Origin of the sequence: Shewanella halifaxensis HAW-EB4 (assembly GCF_000019185.1) — a bacterium.
Lineage (GTDB): Bacteria > Pseudomonadota > Gammaproteobacteria > Enterobacterales > Shewanellaceae > Shewanella > Shewanella halifaxensis.
In genome coordinates this window covers 3035806-3059989 of record NC_010334.1, presented here as the reverse complement: position 1 = coordinate 3059989, position 24184 = coordinate 3035806, and the positions used below count along the sequence as shown (strand labels likewise).

General features: G+C 43.7%; 16 protein-coding genes. 10 read left to right on the top strand and 6 right to left on the bottom strand.

The features are described 5' to 3' along the window. Positions 1 to 2: 2 nt before the first annotated feature. Entirely contained in the window at positions 3 to 734 is a 732-nt protein-coding gene (locus SHAL_RS13155; protein WP_012277614.1) for an ATP-binding cassette domain-containing protein, read from the top strand. Between the two features lies 1 nt (position 735). Beyond that, positions 736 to 2289 (top strand): PhnE/PtxC family ABC transporter permease, encoded by a 1554-nt coding sequence (locus SHAL_RS13150; RefSeq protein ID WP_012277613.1) that lies wholly within the window; start codon positions 736 to 738, stop codon positions 2287 to 2289. Positions 2290 to 2331: 42 nt separating this feature from the next. Here SHAL_RS13150 and SHAL_RS13145 read toward each other — a convergent pair whose 3' ends face one another. Beyond that, positions 2332 to 2676, bottom strand: coding sequence for a hypothetical protein (locus tag SHAL_RS13145; RefSeq protein WP_012277612.1), 345 nt, complete (start codon positions 2674 to 2676; stop codon positions 2332 to 2334). A 307-nt stretch (positions 2677 to 2983) separates the two neighbouring features. On the opposite strand from SHAL_RS13145, the gene SHAL_RS13140 reads away from it, so the two are divergent. The 4 genes from SHAL_RS13140 to SHAL_RS13125 all read left to right on the top strand — a co-directional run bounded on the left by SHAL_RS13140 (position 2984) and on the right by SHAL_RS13125 (position 12835). Next, positions 2984 to 4918: a B12-binding domain-containing radical SAM protein gene (locus tag SHAL_RS13140; protein ID WP_012277611.1), complete on the top strand. Its 1935-nt coding sequence runs from the start codon at positions 2984 to 2986 to the stop codon at positions 4916 to 4918. A 747-nt stretch (positions 4919 to 5665) separates the two neighbouring features. Continuing rightward, positions 5666 to 6904, top strand: coding sequence for an ISL3-like element ISShha2 family transposase (locus SHAL_RS13135; RefSeq protein ID WP_418612217.1), 1239 nt, complete (start codon positions 5666 to 5668; stop codon positions 6902 to 6904). A gap of 257 nt (positions 6905 to 7161) precedes the next feature. Beyond that, positions 7162 to 8757, top strand: coding sequence for a lipase family protein (locus tag SHAL_RS13130; protein WP_012277609.1), 1596 nt, complete (start codon positions 7162 to 7164; stop codon positions 8755 to 8757). After that, positions 8744 to 12835 carry an Ig-like domain-containing protein gene (locus tag SHAL_RS13125; RefSeq protein ID WP_012277608.1) on the top strand — a complete coding sequence of 1364 codons (4092 nt, stop codon included), beginning with the start codon at positions 8744 to 8746 and terminating at the stop codon, positions 12833 to 12835. Before SHAL_RS13130 ends, SHAL_RS13125 begins: the two co-directional genes overlap by 14 nt. A gap of 51 nt (positions 12836 to 12886) precedes the next feature. Here SHAL_RS13125 and SHAL_RS23270 read toward each other — a convergent pair whose 3' ends face one another. The 4 genes from SHAL_RS23270 to SHAL_RS13110 form a co-directional block, all read right to left on the bottom strand. Further along, complete coding sequence (locus SHAL_RS23270) at positions 12887 to 13147, bottom strand: hypothetical protein (protein WP_190273601.1); 261 nt, start codon at positions 13145 to 13147, stop codon at positions 12887 to 12889. Between the two features lie 80 nt (positions 13148 to 13227). Further along, on the bottom strand, positions 13228 to 13419 hold the full coding sequence (locus SHAL_RS13120) for a hypothetical protein (RefSeq protein WP_041416005.1): 192 nt from the start codon (positions 13417 to 13419) through the stop codon (positions 13228 to 13230). Positions 13420 to 14133: 714 nt separating this feature from the next. Continuing rightward, a complete protein-coding gene (locus tag SHAL_RS13115; protein WP_012277607.1) occupies positions 14134 to 16218 on the bottom strand; it encodes an EAL domain-containing protein in 2085 nt (694 codons plus the stop codon). A 299-nt stretch (positions 16219 to 16517) separates the two neighbouring features. Continuing rightward, positions 16518 to 17240: a Na/Pi cotransporter family protein gene (locus tag SHAL_RS13110; RefSeq protein ID WP_150102094.1), complete on the bottom strand. Its 723-nt coding sequence runs from the start codon at positions 17238 to 17240 to the stop codon at positions 16518 to 16520. Positions 17241 to 17634: 394 nt separating this feature from the next. On the opposite strand from SHAL_RS13110, the gene SHAL_RS22400 reads away from it, so the two are divergent. After that, positions 17635 to 19401 carry a sensor histidine kinase gene (locus tag SHAL_RS22400; protein WP_012277605.1) on the top strand — a complete coding sequence of 589 codons (1767 nt, stop codon included), beginning with the start codon at positions 17635 to 17637 and terminating at the stop codon, positions 19399 to 19401. Then, entirely contained in the window at positions 19398 to 20750 is a 1353-nt protein-coding gene (locus tag SHAL_RS13100) for a sigma-54-dependent transcriptional regulator (RefSeq protein ID WP_012277604.1), read from the top strand. The genes SHAL_RS22400 and SHAL_RS13100 overlap by 4 nt, the downstream gene beginning before the upstream one ends. 63 nt (positions 20751 to 20813) lie before the next feature. Here the strand turns inward: SHAL_RS13100 and SHAL_RS13095 are convergent, their stop codons facing one another. Beyond that, on the bottom strand, positions 20814 to 21458 hold the full coding sequence (locus tag SHAL_RS13095) for a LysE family translocator (protein ID WP_012277603.1): 645 nt from the start codon (positions 21456 to 21458) through the stop codon (positions 20814 to 20816). Between the two features lie 169 nt (positions 21459 to 21627). On the opposite strand from SHAL_RS13095, the gene nadE reads away from it, so the two are divergent. Together nadE and SHAL_RS13085 are read left to right on the top strand one after the other, a co-directional pair. After that, entirely contained in the window at positions 21628 to 22458 is an 831-nt protein-coding gene (gene nadE / locus SHAL_RS13090) for an NAD(+) synthase (protein ID WP_012277602.1), read from the top strand. A 257-nt stretch (positions 22459 to 22715) separates the two neighbouring features. Continuing rightward, the gene (locus SHAL_RS13085) at positions 22716 to 24155 is read left to right on the top strand and encodes an alpha/beta hydrolase (RefSeq protein WP_012277601.1); all 1440 of its coding nucleotides are present in this window, start codon (positions 22716 to 22718) and stop codon (positions 24153 to 24155) included. Positions 24156 to 24184 lie beyond the last annotated feature (29 nt).

The following is a 24184-nucleotide window of genomic DNA, read 5'->3' as shown; positions in this document are numbered from 1 at the left end:
CCATGTTAGTGCTTAACGATTTAGTCATTCAGTTTGGTGATAAAGTGGCTTTAGACATTGAGAGCTTAGCCATCACCCGTGGTGAAAAAATTGCCATTATTGGGCGTTCCGGTAGTGGCAAGTCGACCCTAATTAATCACATTTATGAAATGCTACGTCCAAGCTCGGCCCTATGTTCTCAACGACAAGGCTTAGTTGAAAATTTAAGTGTGTTTCATAATGTTTTTATGGGGGCGCTTAATCGCCACCGCTGGTATTACAATCTGCTGAACCTTGTTTATCCGCTGAGCCAGCCATTAAAAGAGGTTGGCCTCATTGCTACAGAGCTTGAACTGGACTGCCCGCTAACAAAACCCGTTTCAGCCTTGTCTGGTGGACAAAGGCAACGTGTTGCGCTGGGTCGAGCCTTGTATCAACACCAAGAATTGTTTATTGGTGATGAGCCATTCTCGGCGCTCGATCCTGTAATGGGGCAACGCTTGTTAACTCATGTATTAGCGGATCACAGCACTGTTGTGATGGTTTTACACGACATGGATATGGCACTGGCTCATTTTGACAGAGTCATCGGTCTTCGAGACGGTCGAAAGGTGCTCGACATTGATGCCAAGTCCCTCAACGTTAATACCCTAGAAGCTTTCTATCAAGATGATACGGCACTCGATTTTATGGTGGCGGCTTCGCCAGCAACGAATCGTCTCGAATCGCTTCCACGCGCTGTTAAGCGTTATTAGTTTGCCAAAACAAAGCCTTACGCCGCCAACCTTGTTTGCATTTGTCGGCTACTGGAAAAAAGTGACCCTAACACTGTGGGCGATAACACTGCTCAGTTTCTATTTTGCCGACACCGAAGTGATAGCCCTCGACCCATGGAGCGAGTTATTACTCATAGGTAAAGGTTTTATTGCCCCGGACTTTTTTGCCACCGAATATTTATTCGATGCCTTATGGCAAACCGTTAGCTTTGCGCTGCTAGGTGTATGCTTGGCGCTTGTGTGGGGCGCACCCGTTTCACTTATCTACCACAAACCTTATATTGCAGCCTTGTGTGCATTTATTCGCTCTATTCATGAGATTTTTTGGGCACTGCTATTTTTACAAATTTTTGGTCTATCACCACTGACCGGTATTCTAGCCATCGCACTGCCGTATGGCGCAACCTTTGCGCGGGTGTTTAGCGATATCTTGCAGCAAGCCCCTACAACAAGCTTGCAAACGTTTCCAAACCAGACAGACCGCATTAGCCGCTATTTATATGGCCGAATCGCGCATGTTTTTGTGCCTATTCGAGCCTATGTACGCTATCGGTTTGAGTGTGCCTTGAGAAGCAGCGCGGTGCTAGGTTTTGTCGGCATGCCAACCTTAGGTTTTTATTTAGAATCGGCGTTCCGTCAGGGCCATTATCATCAAGGCGCAGCCTTACTCATGATGTTTATTGTCTTGATCGGCACAATTCCATATTGGGGCCGAATAAAATTACTGCCAGTTTATTTTGTGATAGCGATATGGGCGTTGCCAACAATACCGGATGTTGACGGTGCGTTAATCTGGCGTTTTCTAAGCCAAGATATCTTGCCGCCCATGTTTCAAACCACGCTTCAGAGCCAAGCGTTACAAGCCAGTGCAATGAGTAGCGGTGATGCGTTTAGCCAGTTCCTTGATTGGATCAGCAGGCTACTCACAGAGCAAGCGTTGCCCGGTGTGATAGCAACCTTAATACTTGCCCTTGCGGCATTGGGGATGAGCCACCTTTTTGCACTGATAGGTATTGCGGTGAGTGACAAGCGCTTGAGCGGGCGCTTTGTTGCCAATATCAACAGCCTTGCGCTATTGATCCTGCGCTCTGTACCAGAATATATTTTTGCCTTTGTGTTTATGTTGTTGCTTGGGCCATCAATGTTGCCAGCCATGTTAGCGTTGGCGATTCATAACGGTGCGCTTATCGCTTACTTAACCATTCGTCATGCCGATGATGTCTCTGTGTCGGCGCACTTTAATGGCAGGCTCGATGGCTATGGTTACGAGGTCTTACCCGCAATATACCCAAACATGATGGCATTGCTATTTTATCGCTTCGAAGTGATCTTAAGAGAAACGGCAATTTTAGGTATGTTAGGCATCGCCACATTGGGATTTTATATCGACAGTAATTTTGAAGAGATCCGCTTTAATGGTGCATTAGTGCTGATGTGCGTGACGGCTTTGGTCAATATTGTGGTTGATATCTTGAGTCGACGTGTCTTGTACAACAAAAACAAAACGCAACTAGGGTGTGCGCATCAGCAGTAGAGCCTTGCTGAGGCTAGTTGCGTTTTTGATTAAGCTTATTTATTAACTGAAAATCTTACGTTGATTGCGTTTTTGAATGATGCCATTACCACACCAAGCGGCGAAAAATGTAAAGGCGATGACACTAGCCATAATCGCACTTAAACGATACCAAGGCGCTTCGGCAAGCATTCGTATCTGAATGTACTCAAAGCTACTGATCCCCCAGACGAGAAACGCTGAAACCACAAGCCCAAGCTGTAGCAATCGAGTCGCCCAACTGGCTCTAATAAAGAGTAGTAACGGACTTAAGGCAAAAGCGATACAGGCCTCGTTTTGGCCAAAGCGTAAAAAGTGTGCACCGATAAGAAGATACGCTAAACAGATAAGCAGGATTCGCCACCACATGACAGGTTACCTTAATAAATTATTATTTGGATAGAGCTTACGTGAAAGTATAAGGAGCATTCTATAGACGGCTTCACATTAATGATATTTTTCCAGACAGGAAGTCGGCAACCGCTAATTTACGGGTTTTTGCTTAGTACATTTGCTAGAATCCCCCATTATTTTTTGCAGCAACCCTGACATAGAGGCTTGCTGGCACACTCTGTTTTCACGGATGGCTTTTCACTGTTCAGTTTTTGCACTGATATGGTTTTGCACCGTTCAGCTTTATACAGAGTATTTAGGTTTTACTATTTAAAGGCAGGCTATGACCGTTCTTCTAATGACTCCACCAATGACCCAGCTGAATACGCCTTATCCGGCAACAGCGTATTTAACTGGTTTTTTACGCTCTCAAGGTTATGAGGCGGTGCAGCGAGATCCTGCTATTGAGCTTTTCCTAGAGATGATGACAGCGCCTGCGCTGGAGGTTATTCGTCAGCATGTAGAAGAAAACTACGAGCATTTTGAAGACGATGAACTGCCTGATGTGATCTTTAATTTTCTGGCTGAGTATGACCGCTACCATCTAGCCGTTGAACCCGCTATTCGCTTTTTACAGGGCAAAGATCCTAGTCTTGCACTGCGTATTAACTCCCGGCGTTTTTTACCGGAAGGACCAGCGTTTGACACGATTGCGCAGATGGAAGCGGTGTCCGGCGATGTGTTGCAAGCAGCCTTTGGCAATCTAGGTGTACAAGACAAAGCCAAATATCTCGCAACCTTGTTTATTAATGATCTGTCCAGCGTCATTACTCAAGGGGTCGATCCTTACTTTGAGGTGAGCCGTTATGGCGAGAAGTTAGCGGCGGCCAACCCAAGCTTCGACAATCTTTACGACACCTTGATGGACGAGCCGAGTTTCAGCTCGGAAATTTTGGAACAATTAGTCGAGCAGTATCTGGAAGAAACTCAGCCTAGCGTCGTCGCGTTAACCGTACCTTTTCCCGGCAATATGCTAGGCGCCTTACGTATTGCACAAACCTGTAAGGCCATCAATCCTGAAATCCCCATAGTAATGGGCGGCGGCTTTATTAATACCGAGCTGCGCGCGCTGAAAGATCCTCGAGTGTTTGAGTTTGTCGATTTTATCTGTCTGGACGACGGCGAACGTCCTTTTATCACGCTGCTGGAGTACTTTGAAGGGCAGCGTGAGGTAGACGAGCTAGTGCGCACCTATTTTCTTGCTGAGGATGAAAATGGCGAGGCCTACGTACACTTTAATGAAAATACAGAGCTGCACGATATCCCACAAACCGATGTCGGTGCGCCAGTGTACGACGGTCTGCCATTGGGTGAATATCTGTCTTTGTGTGAAATGCTTAATCCGATGCACCGCATATGGAGCGACGGACGCTGGAATAAACTGACCATAGCCCATGGCTGTTACTGGCGTAAATGCAGTTTTTGCGATGTCAGTCTGGACTATATCGGCCGTTTTGATGCCACAGAAGCCGATGTTTTAGTGGATAGAATCGAGCAACTTATCGAAGAAACCGGCGAGACGGGGTTTCACTTTGTCGATGAAGCCTTACCGCCAAAGCTTTTGTTTGCACTAGCCAAACGCCTCATTGAACGCAAGGTTGTGATCAGCTGGTGGGGCAATATCCGTTTTGAAAGGACATTTAGTCAAGCACGTTGTCAGTTGCTGGCAGAGTCCGGTTGTATCGCTGTTAGCGGTGGCCTTGAGGTGGCGTCAGACCGTCTTTTGAAACTGATGAAAAAAGGCGTGAGTGTTGAGCGGGTCGCCCAAGTAACCAAAGCCTTCAGTGATGCAGGTATACTGGTTCACGCCTATTTAATGTATGGTTTTCCAACTCAAACCGAGCAAGAAACGGTTGATTCATTAGAGATGGTGCGTCAGATGATGCAGCAAGGTTGTTTCCAGTCTGCCTACTGGCACCGTTTTGTGGCCACAGTTCACAGTCCTGTTGGCATCAACCCAGAGAAGTTTGGCATCACGCTTACTGAGCGCCCTGAGATCTTATTTGCTGAAAACGATGTGGACTTCATCGATCCAACCGGTACGGATCATGAGATGCTTGGCGAGGGGCTGCGAAAGGCTATCTACAACTATATGCATGGTATTGGTTTTGAGCAGCCGATGAGTTTCTGGTTTAACCAGAGCGTTGTGCGAACTCAGATGAAAAAAGATCTAGTCTCAAAAGCGATTAACAACCTAATCGATAGCTGTGAAGAATAGAAGTGGTTCTAAGTGTTTGCGGCATGCGTATATGTAGATACGCAGACCGCATCTACTCACCACGGCGAAGCCATGCGCTAATAAGCGAGAGCTAGGGATAGCGAGCTGGCCGTTAAACACGGATGTTATTGGAACAAAGAGGCCACGAAGAAAGGCAACAGCTCGTAGTCAGCTCACATGTCACTACTTCTGTGGGACGCTATAAAGCCCTCCTTGGCTGCTCTGCGGTTTCATCCTTGAAACCGAAGCCCACAGCCGCACTGACATCTGACTATTCATCTCTGCGAATTAGCCCACTAAGATGTTGGTGATCACAACGTTATGAATAGAGCTCTAACTTGTTAGTGGACAGAAGTTTGTTCCACTAAATGAGATGGCTTTCATTAGATTTATAGCCTGTTGCTGAATGTGCGAACACTTCAGTGACACGGCGCGGCTTTTGATTTCGTAAGAAGTGTCCCTATACGCTCTACGACAGCTTCCCAGCTGTCGAAGGTCACTGCCGTATTCACACCTCAGCATTCATCTCATCTAATTTGCTTCTCTAATTCGCTTGGTGATCACAACCGCGGAGGGCTTCGTTCAACTCATTTTTGGACAGAAATGTGCTAGAGCTTAAGCACTAAAATTTACTATTACCATTAGGTAAAAGGCTCTTCTCTGCTTACATGAGTCTATTCATATCAAAGATCATAAATAACATTATCATTTACAACACTTTCTTATTTGTGAATAAGTGAATATACCTTGCCATCATTATCATCCGCCCTATTTAGCTTTAAAGGGCAATGTGTGCAGTCCTTTTCTATAGAACAAGGCTCTCATTCTATTCTTGTACGATGCCGCCGAGACGGACGGTTTAAAGTTAAAGAACCAAGAACTGAAAGGCGATGTACAGTTGATCACTATGTAAGAAGACGGGTACACGATCTACCTGTTAGTGGACGTCCTTGTAACATCGAAGTCGAACTCGCTCAGACCAGAGATAAAGACGGAAGAAGGTTAATTGAGGCGACTGAATACGTTGCAAAAGGAGCGCGATATACCATTCGCTTCTGTCAGTTCATTAGCGGATTGTGCCGATACATGAGCATTCACGCAGTCTCTCAACATTTAGGTATTCGTTGGGAGACGATAAAAAACATTGATAAGGAATATCTACATTCAACCTTACCAGGCTTGGAGCCCGCTAAGCTTAACAACTTAATCCATATTGGCGTTGATGAGGTAGCCCGAGCTAAAGGACATGACTATATGACCGTGGTATACGATTTGGTTTCTGGTCATTTAATTTGGGTCGAACACGGTAGAAAAGCAGCGGTCCTAATTTCGTTCTTCGAGCAACTATCAACCGCGACGAAAGACGGTATTAAAGCGGTTTCAATGGATATGGGTCAGCCTTATCAATCCGCAGTAAGAAAAATGCTGCCTAACGCCGATATCGTTTTCGACCGATTTCATGTGATGCAAAACTACGGCCTGTTAATCAAAAAAGAACGCTCCAAAGCCTTTCGAAATGGTTCTCATGAAGAGAAAAAGATGCTCAAAGGAACGTTGTTCCTATTGCTGAAAAACGCCCATAAACTGGATGAGGGGCAGTCAGATAGGCTTGGTGACTTACTCGAGAGTAACAAGACTCTCTGCATCGTTTATATGCTGAAAGAGCAGTTACAAGCGATATGGGATGAAGCGTGTTACAAGTCGATGGTAATGGCACTTGAAGCTTGGTGCGGTCTTGCTAGGTCAACGAGGATATTGTCCTTGTGTAATTATGCAGACGCACTATTGGATAGAAAAGTCGGCATCTGCAATTACGCAAAATATAGATTAACCAACGCTCGAGTTGAAGCAGGGAATGTCTCTATTGGTTTACTCAGGCGAAGAGCTCGAGGGATCCGAGACATTGAATACTTCAAACTCAAGATCAGACAAACATCAGTCCCTGATAACCATTCAACCTTTTATCCAAATATCAAGCTCATGTAAGCGGAGAAGAGCCGGTAAAATATGGCTAAATTCGAAAGGACTAAAGTGACTGTAGCGGTGTCTTTAAGATAGTAGTCGGCCTCAAATTAGGGGGCAAAGTCCTAGAGGGATCCGCCTAAGCCCGCATATTGTTAATTTTGTTCTGACCCGATTATTCCTTGTTATTTCTAGGGGGAATCTTGAAAAAAAATAAATTGACACATCATCATAGCTAGTAGTATAAGTTGTTAAAAATCTGCTAACACAAGGATGTGTCGATGCTTAAAGTCACTGCATTATTAACTGCAATATTTCTCCCTGTCTATGTATATGCAACTGCAGACTTTCCTTCACATTTTGGTAACTCGCCATATAGTTTTGACAAAACTAATACCCCTTCAAGTACTTTTATCGTTTCAGATCAGGGACAAGATAATGATGTTTACCTTAAGCGAGATGATACAAAAACTTTTGACTATCAATTTAGCTTGAAAATCGATCGCTATGTCGGAGATGTCGCTAGATTAAAATCGAATAAGTTGATATCAGAGAAGTTTACAATATCTATGCCCGTATTCGATGTTGACAACGAGTCAGCTTTTGAAGACTGTGATTATGACGGTGAGCCTGAACACTTAACTCACGAAATTGATGAAGTCTACTTTAACGGCGAGAAAATAGGGATTTTGTCAGGTGCTAATGAATTATGGGCAAAGAATTCATTCGAACTGGATATTTCAAAACTTAATCTTCCTACCTATCCAGGTGAAGTGGCTGAAAACCTAATACAGATAAGAATAGATGCCGGCAATGAATTTGTTGAACTCAGCTCTGGAACAATAGGTTGCAAAAAATGGGCTGTAGAAATTGATTATGTGACACTGGAATATGAAGTCGTAGATCCGGTACTACTGATTGTCGGACTTGGCGGCAGTCCTGACGTTATGACAAGTGATCAAAGTAATTACATCGGGTTAATGGATAAGTTAGGTATTCCATACCAAATAGTCTCTCATGACTTCTCTGCTGAGATCGATAGTTGTATCTCTGGTGAGACTCCATCTTTTATTGAGCATGGACGAAACGTTAGAAGTGTAGCGGTTGAATTTGCAGATACATTGAAAACCAACAAATTTAATTTGATTGCCCACTCTAAAGGGGGGCTTGATTCAAGATGGTTTATCAAGAATATTAATGCCGAGCCTTTATCTGTTTCCGTGGGGTTGATGGATAACAGTGTTGTGAAAAATGTCTTGGCTGTTAATTCACTCGTTACTCATAGCACTCCTCATTATGGGACCGTGGTTGCCGACGCCATTGATTACAATGATATTTTCCATGAGTTTATAACTATTCCAGTTAAAGCCATATTGACAGATATTTGTGACTTAAAAACTGATATAGCGACTGAATTTACTCGACGCCATGACATACCAAAAGAGATAAAATTCCTTGCTATTGGCGCAAACATAGATGCTGATAAGGATGGTAAAGTTGACAACGTGGAAAATCTGCACAATCAACTTCCTTCAAGAATACTGGCGACGAAAACGTTTCTAAAAATTAGGGACGTTAAAGAATACGTTGTTGAGGAAAAATATGCCGCTCTGTATTGGCCTCAACAAAGTCCGCCCTTAACAATACCTGTGTTCACCCCCGTGGCCAATGATGAGCCGCAACTTAATGACTCTTTAGTAAGCTTAAAAAGTGCCATGACTGGTGACGCAACAAAAACTGTTGCAACCATTGGTAATCATAACACTGTGCTTCGTGCAAACCCAAATGGGGACATTTGGACTGGGGCACAAGAGATTGTCAGAGAAGAGGCGTTAACTGGAATGCTGAAATGGAGTGTTGGCAATGAGAATAACTAAATATATATTAGTAGCAATATTACTTTTATTGTCTTTCCTATCTGAAGCCACGACGCCACTGCAACCGTTGCGTATAAACAAAGACGCGATGGTGTCAAATGGCGAGTTCAGCACCTCATTTTATGTGCCTAACAGCGAAAGCATTACTGTGATAATACCCAATATTGAGGGCTTTCAAACCAGCGCTATAAACATCATTAGCCCTGATAATGAAGTGATCACTGAAAGTAATGCCGCTCTATATGGTGTCGATATAATAGAGTTTTCACCGGTAACCAGTGAAGAGCATTTTATCGCGTTAACCAACAGTTGGATTGTTGAAATAACAGATGCCAAGGCGGGTAGATATACCATAAAAGGCTTGACCACATCCTTACACCCCAAAATACCGGTAAGCGTTCAGGTTAATGATTCGAATATATTGTTTCATTTGACGATAGGCGAGTCTTCAGTTAATCCAACGGTTAACCGCTTTATGCCGATTACAGTATTTTTAGTTGAAAATGGATTACCTCAGTCACAAAGTAGCGTGACTATTGAGGTATCGAAAGATGGAGTAGTATTGCAGCAAGATACCGTACTCGATAATGGTATTTATCCAGATTATTCGACGAATGATGGTTTGTATTCGACGTTATTTAAGCCTTTATCCACGGGGATATATAATTTGTCTGTGCATATTACTGGAATTAACGGGAATGGAGAAGAGTTTGAGGCTAACGTTGCATCTCGCTTTAAAGTAAGTGTCGAAAACATTTACATCAAGGATACATATACAGAAGAAGTGTCAGATAAAGATGGCGATGGATACAGTGACGAACTTATTTTAAACTTTGATACAGGAGGAGAGTTTCCAGCTACCGGCCGTTTCACTTATAGCGTTACGTTGGGGCTTGGTGATGAAGGTAATTTGGTTCATTACGGCAGTATTGATGCGTCAGAAAATAAAATTTATGCCAAAATTGATGGGGAAAAAATTCGGAGCTTTAATTACTCTGGAGAGTTTAAAATTAAAAATTTGGCAATCGAATATGGTGACCAGTATATTCAATGGAGTGGCTCGCTAGCTAATACCGCATTTTATGATAATGACTCTTGGGAACGTGATGACATACTCTATCTAGGCAATGTGACTTTCGACCCCATCGACAGCGCAGATAATCGTTTCATTGATATGATAGACGTGTCCTTCGATGTTGATTCACTATTGAGTGCAAAATTTGGATATTCTGCAACGATCACTTCTGTCAGTGGCGAAAATGTGGGTGTCTACGGAAATCAAAGCATTGATTTAATCCAAGGTATAAACACAGTCACATTCTCAATTCCCTCATCTAATTTTGCAAAATTACAATCAAACACAGCTTTAAAGATAAAATATTTATTGATGTATCCATTGATTAAAGGCGGAAATGTCATCGACAAGAGTAAAGTTGCAACCAGTTTGCCATATTCGTGTTGGGATTTTTCTGGTTGCTCGGGAGCTGATAATTCAATTCCGGTGACGGTCGATGATGACGTTATTTCTACCGGAAAAGCAATGTATATACATGTTGCTCAAAATGACCTTGATGATGACGGTGACTTGCTTAAGGTTAACTCACTAACATCTGCTCAGCATGGGGTTGCAGAAATAGTGGGGAATTCTATTCAATATACGCCAACGATAGGTTTTGAAGGTGACGATGTTTTTCAATATGAAATAATTGATCTTAACCCCAAAAATAATATTTGGAAGGGGGGAGTGGCATTAGGTACGGTACGGGTTAATGTTAAACCCAACCATGAACCAATCGCGAATGCAGATACGTATCATGTACCTGAAGGCGTCACGACTTATTTTAAAGTCTTGGACAATGATTTAGATGTAGATGGAGACGGGCTATATATTTCATCTTACTCCGAGCCTATGCACGGAACCGTTATCAACTACGGTAATCAATTGGGGTATACACCAACTCAGGGCTATGTTGGTGCTGACAATTTCACCTATACAATTATTGATTTTAATGTCACAACTAATGTAACCAAAGGTGGGTCGGCAACTTCTCAGGTATCTATTCAGATAGGAAATATTATTAATCAAGAACCTGTTGCGATGAATGATAGCTATTCATTAACACCTGGCACCCAATCCACACTGGATGTATTGCAGAATGATTCGGATTTGGACAATGACTCTCTGAGAATAAGCGGTTATTCTTTACCCGCCAAAGGAATAATAGATGTTACAGATAAGCTCATTACCTATAATGCAAATATTGATGCCAATGGCACTGATTCGTTCGCCTACTCTATTGCGGACGGTAAAGGGGGGAGTGGGACTGCCATTGTTACGATTACCTTTGTTCTCGAAAATAATCCAGTTGTAGCCGTTAGTGACCGTTTTGAGGTACCAAAGAACACATCACTTGCTATCAATGTGTTGAGTAATGATTATGATATCGAGGGTGATAGTTACAACATCGCCCGTTTCACCCAGCCTTTCAACGGATCAGTTGTAAGAGGTTTAGCAGAGGAGCTGATCTACACACCGGATACGGACTTTATCGGGGATGATGATTTTAGTTATACTATTCAAGATGTTCAGGGAAACCTTGCAACAGCCCTAGTGCGCTTAACCGTTTTTAATGATCAACCGCTCATTATCGCTAATGACGACACCGTGAAATTGTTTATTAACACATCCGTTGGAATTGATGTGCTGAGTAATGACACCATCGAGTCTACGGGGTCGTTAAGCATTGCTAACTTTTCACAGCCTACTAATGGATTTGTAACTCTGTCGAATAATAAGCTCACCTACATCCCTAATACTGATTTTAATGGAACAGATGAGTTTAGTTATTCGATTACCGATGGCTTGGGAAATTCGGATAGTGCGACTGTATTTGTCTCCGTTGATAGCATTAACTCCTCCCCAACAGCAGTGCAGGATGTTGCGTATACACAGGTTGGAACAAGTGTAAGCGTCGATGTGTTATCAAATGACTATGATATAGATATTGAACCGATTAAATTAATTAGCTTCGAACGGGGGCTATACGGCAGTACACAGCTATCAGGAAACAATATAGTCTATCAGCCCGAAGACGGCTTTGTTGGGAAGGATACGTTCACTTATCTCATTTCTGATCCATCTGGTGCTGAATCGGAAGGGATCGTGACTGTAAGCGTCCTTGATAATAATGAAGCTCCTTTACCCCAAGATGATTTTATAGAGGTTTACCAAGGAAGGAGCATAATTTACGATGTCCTTTTGAATGACGTTGATCCGAATGGTGATTTTTTGTACCTATCTTCGGTTTCTGAGCCTGTAAATGGTAGCGCCGTAATTGAGGACAACAAAATAAAATATACAGCTAGTGTGGATTTTGTTGGAAACATCGAAGTTTCGTATGTTGTCTCTGATGGGAAATTTACCTCATCATGCAAGCTAACCGTTTCTGTGCTTCCTGCCCCCAATACAGCTCCAATCATTGAAATTGTTAATCCAATCGATGGACAACACTTTTCTTATGGGTCTTCTATTCACCTTATTGGTAAAGCATGGGATGAAGAGGATGGTGAGCTAAGTGATAACATTTTATGGCATTCGAATATCGATGGAGGCTTAGGCATAGGGGAAAGAAAGGAAGTTTTACTGTCATCTGGCCTGCATACAATAACGGGCACCATAATTGATAATGATCAGCTTACATCTTCTATGTCGGTATCTATTACGGTAGAACAGCTATCAGGACAAACATATTCCAACTCAACTGAACACAACATACCGGACCATAAAGGGTATGGTGTGGCATCAAGTATCACAGTACCCGTAGATATATATTCAACAACGGCCAGAGTAACGGCTAAAATATCACACCCTATGTTAACTGATATTGCGATTCAATTAATATCGCCTACAGGAAAGCATTATAAATTGGTGAACCCAGGCAGGTATATATCTAATGAAAATTGGAAAATAGACTTAACTAAACTAGAAACATCGAAAGGTGTTTGGGTTCTAAAAGTCAATGACCAAAAGAAAGGTAACCTTGGAACATTAAAGCAATGGAGTATTCAGTTTAATTAAGTTCAGGATACTGGAAGCTCTATGTTCGCTGTTATTTGGGGCTGTATTGTTTTACAGTGCAGCCCCTGCAGATAAAGGTAATTCTTTCTTTCCGATATTATTAGAAATTAAGCCGCTCTTGATATGTTTTTGTATCTGGCTGGCATTATCAGGTTTGACTACATGGTATTTTGAGTTACCTAAATTGTCGAGGATATTGTTTTTTTGGCTCATAGGCATGTTGATTGTCGTGATTTTTTTCCCTATTAAAACAAGATGGTATAACCCTCCTGAAAAGGTAATTACTGCTGTGATGCAGTATTTGGACAGCAATAATTATCCATATGTAAGATGCCTTGATTGGATAATGATATACAAGTTTCTTTCTCTAACTCATTGATTGGTGAATGACCCTATTTAGTTAAAGTATCTAAATTATTAGATATGAATCCAAAGTCTTCATCTGAAACATCAAATATTGAGCGTGCGGAATCATGGCTTTTATTCAATTTAAACCATGCAGCAATTACATGCCGTTTATCATAAAAGAACCAAATAGCTGTAATACCACCTAGTAATGTGGCAATTCCTAAGATTAACTCCAAGTACAACTCCATAGACGCCTAATAGCATATTAGGCTGAATTCCGAATAAGAACGGTCTTAATAAGAGCTGCTTACATGTGTTTTTAACATTCAAGACTAACAGTAAAACAACGTCTAAACAATAAGTTATAACATAAAAAGAGTTCAACCTCTGTTTCTCTGCGTGAGTAAAACAAAGAACCTCGATCATTGCATAAGTGCAATATACACGCGCGGAGAGAAGTCGGGACAGGTCTTATGTGTGGCACCTCAAATTAGCTTAGCTATTGCAAAGGCTGATAAACAGGATACAAACAAACTTCTTCCCTAGCTGACTTTGGGGCATTTCCAAGCTAGCAATCAAGCCACTACTCCCTAAATGAAACACCAATTATCTAGTGCAGATACGGTCGTGACCGTCCATGACAAGGTGAAAGATAACGAAGTTATCAAGCTTTCGAACGAGAGGCAGGATGTCGAACTGGCCTTTTAGCAGGGATGCTATTCGTCATGGTCGAGCTTCCAAGGACGGACTTGCTGCGTGTCACGGCAGTGTCTGCACATACCCCGCTGGAGGCGATTGATACCCATGAAGCTAAAATGAAGAACACACTTCCCCGTAGCTACAGCTCAGAGAAAATGTAATCAGCCTTCATTCGAAGGTTAACCCACTTTGGGGCACTTCCAAGTTAGCCATCAAACCGCTATGGCCTGAATGCAGGTGCCAATCTATTGTCAAAGTGTTTGCTCTGTGGTGCTTATCGGTGAGGCATGTATCGAGGCCGTAGCGTGGCTATTGGCACTTTGTAAGAACTCATCAATCGGCATCGGGCGGGCGTAATAGTAACCTTGGAAGGTGTAAATATTACTTTGGGTCAGAATATCAACCTGCTCTTTGATCTCGACCCCCTCGGCAATAATCTGGGCGCCGCCACTTTCAGCGATTAACATGAGACCTTTGATGACATTTGGATTTTTTATCAGCATCTCATGGGAGGCCAGCGACATATCCAATTTAATATAATCAAAGGCAAAGCCTAGAACGTTAGCGACGTTAGAATAGCCTGTGCCGAAGTCATCGAGTGCAATTAAAATATTGTGTGACTGTAATCGCTCAAATATTTTGTTGTAGGCCTGCTCTTTTTCCCATTGCTGATTTTCAGTGATTTCAACCACAAGCTTAAGGCCTTTTGTCGCCATTTTCTGCGACAATAAGATGAGCTCAGATAGGATCTGTTCTGAGCAGAAACTTGAGGGAGAAATATTGATTGATACCTTAAAGTCTTGTGGCAGTGCATGGGTATCCACGAGCTCGCTGACCTGTGTGATCACAATGTAATCGATATCGCTGATCACCCCAACACGTTCGAACAGGTCGAGGAAGTATGGTGGGCTGATTTCACCGCGATCATCCCTATAACGCAGCAGGATCTCACCGCCATTAATGGCATTTTGTTTGAGGTCGAACTGAGGTTGCAGGTAGAGAATAAACTCGCCACCATCCATAATCTGCTTGATGGTCTTTTTTGCTTGATTCTGCTCTGAAATAACATCGCGATAGTCGGAGAACTTGCCCGCTAAATCTGTTTGATTGATCTTATCTAGGTTCGCTCTAGGTATGTGTTCTGCACCATATCTATCCAAAAATGGCTTATAAATAAGAGCGCCAAGTAAGATCATTGCCAGTTGTAGCATGCTAGCGACTATGTCCCCATCACTGGCGAGCCAAACATTGTAGACTGCAGGCAGCATCCAATTCACATTCTCAGTCAGGGGGGGAATAATTTCAGCCGCGGTTAAGCCATAGGCCAGTGAAAAGTTAATCAAGGGCACCAAAATAAAGGGCACGATTAGCCAAATATTAAAAATAATTGGCATGCCGTAGATAATGGGCTCGTTAATGTTGAGTATGGAAAACGGAGTGCTGACCTTGGCAAGATTGCGATGGGAGCGGCTCTTAGAGAAAAACAATACAGCCACAATTAATGACAGTGTCGAGCCACTACCACCAATGGCGCTGTATATGTCCATAAATTGGTAGGTTAAAAAGCTATCTGGGGTAGAGCCACTGTTTATTAACGCAATACGTTCGGTGCTTAACGCTTGAAACTCCAGACCTAAATTACCGACAAGGTGGTAGCTATGAAATCCGAAAAACCAACAGATGTTGCGAGTAAACTCATAGAGCAGCCCTGATAGGTAATCATGGGGAATAACGCTGGCTTCGAAGGAAAGGGTGAGATCTTCTATAACGGCTTGAACTGCCATTAGTGCATATGAAAAGATTACGGCAATGGCAAACACTAAGCTGAATTGAATCAGTTGCAAAATGCCTCGATCAACGATCTCATTAGAAATGTCCGATGATGTTTTAAATCGGGTGCACCACTTAATGGTGTAGGAACACAGTGCTGTGACCATAACCGTGATGAACAGGTTGAAATCGATGATTGAGGGGCTACCATTTAAGATGTAGTTAACGACCGCAATGAATACCAAACTACATATCAAACACATGATGCCGGATATGCGCAGATAGGTTGAATGTACGTAAGATATGACCACGCAAAATAGCAGCGGTAGCACCTCTAAAATAACGTCGCTCATGCCATACAGGAACTGTGCTAGCCATGTCTGCGCGTTAAGTTCGGCAATAACGGCGACAATCTGAATGATAGCCCTAAAAATAGCGATGGGCATCAACATAATCGAAGATGATACCAATGCATTAATGATGGTAAATCTAGATATGCGTGTTGAGTAGTTATCAACAGTTGCAATCAAGTTTTTTATGGCAGCAGGAATGCAACCTAAACCCATTTAAAAAGCCTCAAGCAGTAGTAGAAGTCATTGGGGGGATTGAAAAAAAGCTAATCTAATTTGTTTTGGGTTCGTTGTCTATATATAACAAGCGCCGTGGCAAAATACTAAATACATATGGTGTTAAGAGTTAACGGCGCTATCTATGTTAACTGTGCCATCTATGTTGAGTGGGGCTGGGATGGGGGCCTTGTTTTGTATTGGTCTGGGCGGCTAAGCTACTACAGATAAGCCGCCCCCATAACCGCAGCGCCACAGCTAATCACCGATAAGCGTTTAAAAGGGGGAGCAGCAACAGCTCACTTTTGCGATAATGCCTCGGTCAATTTTTGCTTATCTTCATCGCTCAAGTCGGCTTGTTCGATAAGTTCGAGAATATCCAAGCGGGTTGGTTTATCGTGGCCTTGGATGATTAGCACGCGTGATGCTTCACCATCAAGCCCGAGTCGCTCTAATTCAAGCTCGGTAATTTGCTCGGTGAGCACTTCGATATTATCACCGATAGATTCGATATGGATCTCAAATTCCCCCTCATTTTGTTCAAATAGTACTTCGAGTTCACGGGCCTTTTTTTCTAATATTTTAGCCTTAGATTCAAGTTTCATCGCATGGGCTTCCATTTCTGCTTCTTTACCATTTAACTGCTTATGAAGTTTCTCAAGCTTAATTTTAATGGCTTGCTCAACTTTAGGATCCAGTGTCGCCTTTGAGTTTACAGCGTATAGCTGCACTCGCTCTAGCATTCTCGCAATAGGCTTTTGTACCTCTTTTGGTAACTCACTAACCTTCTGCTTAATGGTTTCTTTGTCACTGAGCTCTTGGGCCGTAAATGACAAGTCATAGACTGTATCGTTTAAGCGAGTCGTGACATGGGTGATGTCATTTTCATCGGTATTGATCTTGGTGATTAGACTGTGGTTGCTCTTTTCTATGACCTCAACATCAGTTGGTGCGCTATAGGCGAGTTGAGGCAGGGCTAAACAGCTTGTGATTAGCGCGATAGCAAGTGGTGTTAAGTTCATATCGATCCCCTTTAATGATTGCATTGATGATTTACGTTTATAAGCCTGTTGGCGATTTTTGATTCATTGATTGATACAAGGGGAATTGCGAAGGATATGCCAACTTTGTCAATCCCTGATGGTTAATGGCGTTGGTTGGTATTTTATCGGTTTGCCGAAAAACCAGTGCTTAACAAAATTGCGGATATGGGTAGGTAATTTGCTGATATGGGGATATTGACTCAATCTGTGTTAGCTTGAGTCATGTATAGCGTCGCTAAAGCCCAGTATTTGAGAAGCTTTTTATCAGAATGATTAGGGAAAGCAGTTGGTATCAATCTTGTATAGTGATATGAGAATAGAGTGATATGACCGCAGCCTGAACGTGTAGATAGGGAAATTAAAAGAGTAGATTATGTCGATAAAACGCTACGTGTTTATGTTATTTGGGGCGCTGATCCTACTACTGGCAATGAGTCAGTTATTTGTGGCGCAATATTTCAAAACCCAATTACAAGCAGAGCTTGAGCAAAGCTCAAAAAGTTTATCAAAAAGCCTCGTGAGTGTGGTGATTGAAAATGCCGCAGAGCTTGAACGTATGGAGTTTTCATTTCCTCAGGTGCCCGAGGTTGTACCCGCTGCTGTATCAGAAGTGCAGGCTGAATTTGAACTGGATAGCATTGATTGGGTTGAACACAATGAGCTTATAAATGAACATTTTGAAGATGAAGCTGATCGATTAACCGATGAGGCAGAGCAGCAGCTTGATGGCCAGCTTGAGGGCTTAAATAGTGAAATAGACCAGTTAGCACTTGAGCTCGCCAATAGTGCGACCCAAGGCGGTGAGTTGCAGCTCAAGAGTGAGGCATTTAAGGCTAAGAAAGCTGCGCTTGAGCAGAAGGTTCAAGCGTTATTAGCCAAAGAGCGCATGTTAGTAAAGAGTAATCGCGAGAACATGCAGCAATTGCGTGAGCAAGCCGCACGTGAGTATCAGCAGCGGGTAGAGCGCAGCCTTGAGAATATAGAGATCCATACCGATGAATGGCTTAAAGACGGTAGGGTGCTGATTATTGAAGGCGCTACAGCTGAGCATGCTGTTGATGGAAAAGATATGCTGGTTCACGATATCAGTAGTAACGAAGACAGTGGCCAAAGTAACGCGCTGCAATTTAGAAGTCAGCGTACTGTCGAGCTGCCAAGTGGCGGGGCAAATCATCTGCTTGAGCGTTTTAGTGAGTCGGTATTATTGGCGATTTTACTAACCAGTGTGATGGCACTGCTATTGGCGTATTGGCTAAGTCATCACGTTACCGAGCCTTTGACTGAACTTGCAGGTGGGCATAAAAAGTTGGCGGAGGGGCAGTTTGGTATACAGCTTAAGGAGCAAGGGGTAAAAGAGCTGAAGCAGATCTTGGCTGGCTTTAACCGTATGAGTCAGGCATTAGCCAAATTAAGTAAAAAAGAGCAGCAGATGTCGCAGCAGCAACATCTTGCCGATCTTGGGCAGATCACTCGCGGTATCGCCCATAGTCTGCGAAACCCGCTGCATACGTTGGGGCTGCTATCAGAGCAAAGTACCTGCACCGAGTCCCTTGCTGAGCGAGAGAAACTCAATAGTAAGATGCAACAAAAAATCGCCTTGATGGATAAGAGTATTCAATCGTTGCTAACGCTTTCGAGCAATGAGGTGGCACGAGACAAGGCGGTGCCGTTAAATGCCATTATTCAAGATATTTTGTTAGAGCTTTCAATAACCGGCATTAAGCCTAAAGTCATGTTTGACTCACAGTCTACCATCTTGCGTGTTAATGGCGCGGAGTCTGAGCTGAGAAGCATTTTACATGCAGTGATGATCAACGCCGTTGAAGCAGATCCAGAGGCAAAGCAGATAACCATTGAGCTGAGCCAAGATGAAAAATCTAAGCGAGTAACCATTACTGATTGGGGCAAAGGGATAGACCCATTAGTTAAAGAGCAGATATTTAAACCCCATGTGACCACCAAAACCGAAGGCTCTGGCATGGGGATTTATATTGCTAAGCGATTAATCGAGAGCCATTATGATGGTGAAATCCAATTTGCAGATAATCCCCAAGGAGGCACAATCGTGACACTCATTTTTGGTCTTGGTACGCAACAGCTTGAACAACAAGCCGATATAGAACAAGGAGGTCACTCATGAGTCATGCCCCCCTACAGATCTTAGTCGTTGAAGATGAACCGGATCAACGCGAGCTTATCTGCCAAATTTTAGCTGCAAATGAATATCAGATCCGCAGCGCTGCAAGCGTTGAAGAAGCCATACTATCGATAAAACAGAGTGTGCCAGACCTCGTGTTTTCAGACTGGAAGCTTGGACAATTGACTGGTATGGATCTGCTGAGCTACGTGAGACGAGAGTACCCCGACCTTGGCTTTATTATCGCCACGGCTTACGGCACTATCACCCACGCGGTAGATGCCATGCAAGCGGGGGCTGATGATTATCTGTCAAAGCCATATCAGCGCCAATCACTGTTGATGGCGATAGACAAAGTCGCTAAGTCGTTGACACTTAAACAGCAAAATCGACGCTTAGCCTCAGAGTTATCCCAGCAACAAGAGCTGGTGGGCTTAGTGGGTAAGGCGCCCTGTATGCAAAAGGTGTACGCCCGTGTGCAACGGGTGAGTGCAACCGACGCCACTGTGCTGATTGGCGGCGAAAGTGGTACGGGTAAGGAGCTTGCGGCTCGGGCCTTGTACCAACTGTCGAGCCGACAGCATAAGCCGTTTGTCGCTATCAACTGTGGCGCCATTCCTGAAACCCTTGCCGAATCAGAGCTTTTTGGCGCAGAGAAGGGGGCGTTTACCGGTGCGAATACCTTAAAGATAGGTAAGCTTGAAGCCGCTAATGGGGGCACCATATTTCTTGATGAGATAGGGGAGCTGCCTCTGCTGCAACAAACTAAGCTATTGCGATTTTTACAAGAAGGAGTGATCTCACGGCTTGGACAAAATGGTGAGATAAAGTTAGATGTTAGGGTCATCGCAGCGACTCACCGAAATCTTAAAGAGGAGGTGGAGCTGGGTAACTTCAGAGAAGATCTGTTTTATCGATTGAACGTGGTTCCCATTGATATGCCGCCACTTAGAGCACGTCGAGAAGACATTGGCCGACTGATTGAACATTTTCTCAAAATCCACGGTGGTCAGTACGGGGTTGAAGTCGTTAAGCTAAGCGCTGACACCATGAAATCACTGCTGGATTATCCTTGGCCTGGTAATGTACGCGAGCTGTCGAATCGAATTGAGCGATTTGTGCTACTCGGTGATGAACAAGAGCTGGTTGCCGAATTACAATCTGGCAAAAGTACAATTAACCCCAATCATTTTGTGCTACCCGTTGATGGTTTTGAGTGGGAAGCATTTGAGAAAGATTGCTTACAGCAGGCGATGGCACGTCATGACCGCAATCGAACCCAAGCGGCAAAGCAACTGGGTTTAAGCTACAAGGCCTTCTTGTACCGCCTAGAGAAACATCAACTGGTGTAACCCGTTACTGATACTTGAACGCTAATAGGAATAGCGATGAGCACTCGCTATTCGCATTAGCGACTATTGTGACGCCACGAGCCCGGAGATAATTATCAGTGCAACGCCAATAAACACCACCCCAGTGATGAGGTTAATTAGCGGGCTGGCCTTTTTCATTTTAAGCTGAACTTTGGGCTTCGACAGCACGACCGCAATAAAGGTGAACCAAACAAAGGATAAAGAAAATAGCAGCAAAGCGGCCATATTCTTGGTGGCGAAGCTGACTTGCGGCGTAATAAGGGTTGAGAATAGGGTGATAAAAAACACCAGCGCCTTGGGATTTAAAATATTGGTATACAGCCCCTGCATAAAGCCTTTATACGCGGTGACTCCGCGTCCTCGTGCGGCGGTCTCAATCGATACCGGATCTTGCCAATGCCGCCATGCAGCTTTTATTGCGCCCATTCCCATCCAGGCCAAATAGCTGGCACCAGCCAATTGAACCATGGTGAATAAGAGATCTGAGCTTTGAATGATCAGACTGACGCCAGTTAGGCTCAATAGCGTATGGCCTAAAATCGCCACGGCGATCCCTAGCGATGAGGCAATAGCTGCTGCGCGCGACTCCTGTGTCGCGAGGCGAACCACTAAGGCAAAATCGGGTCCGGGGCTAGCAAGTGCTGCGAGGTGAATGATGCCGAGCGATATGAGTAATTGAAGTTCCATCGGGTCTCTTATTGGTTTGATCTAAAACACGCTTTAGCGTTTAAGCGGCACATATTTCCTAGCAGAGATTAAATTAACACGATTGTTATTAAACAGGTCGTGAATTGTCGCAAGAATTCACCCATAATATAAACCAATTTTTATGCCAACCACCATCGGAGTGTAGAACGTGAAAGGACAGATCTTAAGGGAAATGAAGGTGCTTAAAGCAATCGATCCCGCTTTTGAGGTGCAAAGACGTGTGGCATTTATTAAGTCAAAATTAAAGCAATCGAGTACAACGTCACTGGTGTTAGGGATCAGTGGGGGGGTCGACTCCTCTGTGGGGGGACGTTTGTGTCAGCTTGCGGTTGATGAGCTCAATAGCGAGTCTCAGAGCAGTAGCTACCAGTTTATAGCGGTTCGCCTGCCTTATGATGTACAAAAAGATGAAGACGAAGCGCAGTTGGCTTGTCAGTTTATTCAGCCTTCAAAGCAAGTGACGGTAAATGTAAAGCTTGGTGTTGATGGCGTTCATAGTGAAACACTCGCGGCGATTGAAGCTGCAGGCATAGCCTTACCTGAGCATGATAAAATCGACTTTGTAAAGGGCAACGTGAAGGCAAGAATGCGCATGGTTGCTCAATATGATATTGCAGGACTTGTAGGCGGGCTCGTGGTTGGCACCGATCACAGCGCCGAAAATATTACCGGCTTTTACACTAAGTGGGGTGATGGTGCATGTGATTTAGCGCCGCTGTTTGGTCTCAATAAACGTCAGGTAAGACAGTTGGCAGACTATCTTGGCGCACCGGAAGTATTAGTGAGCAAAGCGCCAACCGCTGATCTTGAAGAGGAACATCCGCAACAAGAAGATGAAGAGGCGTTGGGGCTAACATACGAGCAGATTGATGACTTTTTAGAAGGTAAAGTGGTCAGTAATTTTGTTAATGATAAATTGATCAGTATGTACCTTGCGACGCAGCATAAACGTGAACCAATTCCTACGATCTATGATTAGGCTAATGGCGGCGCGGGTACCGATAGGTATTCGACGCTATTGATATACGAAAGACGCCTAGGCGTCTTTTTCTTTAGGCCGCTTTTAAGGATGATACTAATTTAGATAAACAGGGGCTCAGGTAAAGTCAGTTATCGTGGTATCAAGGCCTATTATCTGTATATTTTTATTCCATTTTCCTCAGTTTTCCGTTTCACTGTAAAAACATGTAAGTTATCTTTTACTATATTGCCTGTTTAGGATGAATAGCGACGCTTATGAAAGCCATTATTATTGGATCGACAAAACATCTCGCCTTTGCTTTGTTTTATGCGTCGTTAGGCACTAGCATTGCGTTAATTGCTATGGTGGTGTGGTTTTTAAACTCCCGTCCCGAACTGTCACTTTGGCATACTACCGAGCTAACCTCCGAGTATCGCTTAAAGAGCAACCTTAATAGCTTCGATGAATATCTGGAGCTTGAAGATAAGCTCTTTGCTGAGCTAGAGAGTAAAGTGTATCAACAGTCTAGCGAGCCGCAGTCGCTCGACATTCTCAATCGTTATGTAAGAGGAAGTTATTCAGATCCTGGTCACTGGATCCAAGATTGGAATCGCAGTTATGAGTGGGCTAACGCTGACGCAGAATATGGGGTATTACTCATCCACGGCATGTCTGACTCTCCTTATGCTATGTCGCATTTCGCTAAACATTATAAGAACAAGGCCCATGTTTTGGGACTCAGGTTGCCGGGTCATGGCACCTTGCCCTCGGCGTTGACCAATATCTATTGGCAAGATATGGCTGGTGCAGTTGCTTTGGCGACCAGGCATATGAAAACGGCTTTGGGTGACAAACCTTTATATGTAGTCGGATTTTCAACGGGAGCAGCATTGGCGTTGAATCATGACCTTGAGCGCTTAGCTGTTAATAGAGCCGCAGATTATTCGGCCATGGTGTTGATCTCGCCCGCTATCGGTCTTCCTCCGGTCGCAGCAGGCGCTAAGTGGCAGGCAAGGCTTGGTAACCTACTAGGGTTAGATAAACTGAGCTGGAACAGTATTCAAGTCGAATATGACCCGTTCAAGTATGGCTCCTTTGCTGTAAATGCTGGCGATGTCGTTTATCAACTTTCAATGCGTAATCATGAGCTGGTTTGGCAACTTGAGCATGATGGACTCAATGAGCTGCCGCCAATCTTGACGTTTCAATCGCTTACCGATGATACCGTAGATACAAGTGCGGTGGTCAATGGCCTATATAGTCGCTTGCCAAGCGCAGGTCATGAGCTGGTGTTATTTGATATCAATCGCACTCAGGTGAACTTGAGTCTGATTTTGAATGACCCTATACAGCCTTATCAACAGCTGATGGCGCAGGGGGAGTTTAACTATGACTTTACTCTGATTGAAAACCGCAGTCTAAAGAGCAAATATATTCAAGCTCGTAACTTAAATGACAATAGCATTACCTCTCTAGGGCTAAGCTGGCCTAAGCAGGTTTACTCGCTATCGCATGTTGCCTTGCCGTTTCCTAAAAGTGATGCCTTGTATGGGCCTATTTGGGATGCAAATAAGCCCCATATTCAGATTGGCACAGGGGCTTCTAGAGGAGAGAGAGGGGTGATCAGTGTGCCTGCTAGCGAAATCATGAGACAGAAATGGAATCCATTTTATCCTTATATACTTGATAAAATGGATGAGGTAATAATCCCTTAAAGGGCCAGACTCAGAACGCATAAACTAAA

Coding starts and splice junctions, on each gene's coding strand:
- SHAL_RS13100 (WP_012277604.1), top strand. CDS start 19,398: ATGAGTCATGCCCCCCTACAGATCTTAGTCGTTGAAGATGAACCGGAT.
- SHAL_RS13110 (WP_150102094.1), bottom strand. CDS start 17,240: ATGAACTTAACACCACTTGCTATCGCGCTAATCACAAGCTGTTTAGCC.
- SHAL_RS13145 (WP_012277612.1), bottom strand. CDS start 2,676: ATGTGGTGGCGAATCCTGCTTATCTGTTTAGCGTATCTTCTTATCGGT.
- SHAL_RS22400 (WP_012277605.1), top strand. CDS start 17,635: ATGTCGATAAAACGCTACGTGTTTATGTTATTTGGGGCGCTGATCCTA.
- SHAL_RS13095 (WP_012277603.1), bottom strand. CDS start 21,458: ATGGAACTTCAATTACTCATATCGCTCGGCATCATTCACCTCGCAGCA.
- SHAL_RS13155 (WP_012277614.1), top strand. CDS start 3: ATGTTAGTGCTTAACGATTTAGTCATTCAGTTTGGTGATAAAGTGGCT.
- SHAL_RS13140 (WP_012277611.1), top strand. CDS start 2,984: ATGACCGTTCTTCTAATGACTCCACCAATGACCCAGCTGAATACGCCT.
- SHAL_RS13125 (WP_012277608.1), top strand. CDS start 8,744: ATGAGAATAACTAAATATATATTAGTAGCAATATTACTTTTATTGTCT.
- SHAL_RS13130 (WP_012277609.1), top strand. CDS start 7,162: ATGCTTAAAGTCACTGCATTATTAACTGCAATATTTCTCCCTGTCTAT.
- SHAL_RS13115 (WP_012277607.1), bottom strand. CDS start 16,218: ATGGGTTTAGGTTGCATTCCTGCTGCCATAAAAAACTTGATTGCAACT.
- SHAL_RS13085 (WP_012277601.1), top strand. CDS start 22,716: ATGAAAGCCATTATTATTGGATCGACAAAACATCTCGCCTTTGCTTTG.